Here is a 1,059-nt window from a genome sequence, read left to right as displayed (position 1 = left end):
GTCCACGGAGGTTGGTGACGCAGGTCTCGGCTGAGGGATCTTGAAATGGGTGAGGGCCTTCTGGCCTGGTGTGGACTGCGACATCTGCACCGGCGACCAGAAAGGCCCTCGTGCCCCACCGTAATGCACCCCTGACCGAGACCGGCCGTCTGCGCCTGGCCCGCTGCGTGGTCGAGGACGGCTGGACCCTGCGCCGGGCCGCCGAACGCTTCCAGGTCTCGCCCACCACGGCCCAGCGCTGGGCCGACCGCTACCGGCTGCTGGGCGAGGCCGGGATGGCCGACCTGTCCTCCCGCCCGCACACCAGCCCGCGCCGCACCCCCACCCGCACCGAACGCCGCATCATCAAGGTCCGCCTGCTGCGCCGATGGGGGCCGGCCCGCATCGCCGGCCTGCTACGACTCGTGCCCTCGACGGTGCACCGCGTGCTGACCCGCTTCGGCCTGGCCCGTCTGGCCCACCTGGACCGGGCCACCGGCCGGGCGATACGCCGCTACGAACGCGCCCGGCCGGGCGAACTGGTGCACGTGGACATCAAGAAGCTCGGCAACATCCCAGACGGCGGCGGCCACAAGGTCCTCGGCCGCCAGGCGGGCCGCAAGACCCGCTCGAACGCCGGCTACAGCTATGTGCACACCGCCGTCGACGACCACTCCCGCCTGGCCTACAGCGAGATCCTCACCGACGAGAAGAAGGAGACCGCCACGGCCTTCTGGCTGCGGGCCCACGCCTTCTTCACCGAGTACGGGATCACGGTCGAGCGAGTGCTGACCGACAACGGCTCCTGCTACCGCTCACGCGACTGGCGAGACCTGCTGGCAGCAGCCGGGATCACCCACAAGCGAACCCGGCCCTACCGGCCGCAGACCAATGGCAAGGTCGAGCGGTTCAACCGGACACTGCTGGACGAGTGGGCCTACGCCCGCCCCTACCACTCAGAAGCCGAGCGACGCGACGCCTTCCCCGGCTGGCTGCACACCTACAATCACCACCGCGGACACACCGCGCTCAAAGGCCAACCACCCGCCAGCCGCGTCCCCAACCTCACGGGTCAATACA

General features: G+C 70.2%; 1 protein-coding gene. It reads left to right on the top strand.

Annotated elements, in window-relative coordinates; all coding sequences use genetic code 11:
- Window positions 1-110: 110 nt before the first annotated feature.
- Window positions 111-1,059, top strand: a 949-nt coding sequence (locus tag ACIBVL_RS43245) for an IS481 family transposase (RefSeq protein WP_399106789.1), incomplete at its 3' end; no start/stop codon positions are given.

Origin of the sequence: Streptomyces sp. NPDC049687 (assembly GCF_044465285.1) — a bacterium.
Lineage (GTDB): Bacteria > Actinomycetota > Actinomycetes > Streptomycetales > Streptomycetaceae > Streptomyces.
Note: the sequence above shows the minus strand (reverse complement) of the source record. Positions and strands in the feature narration are given on the sequence as shown.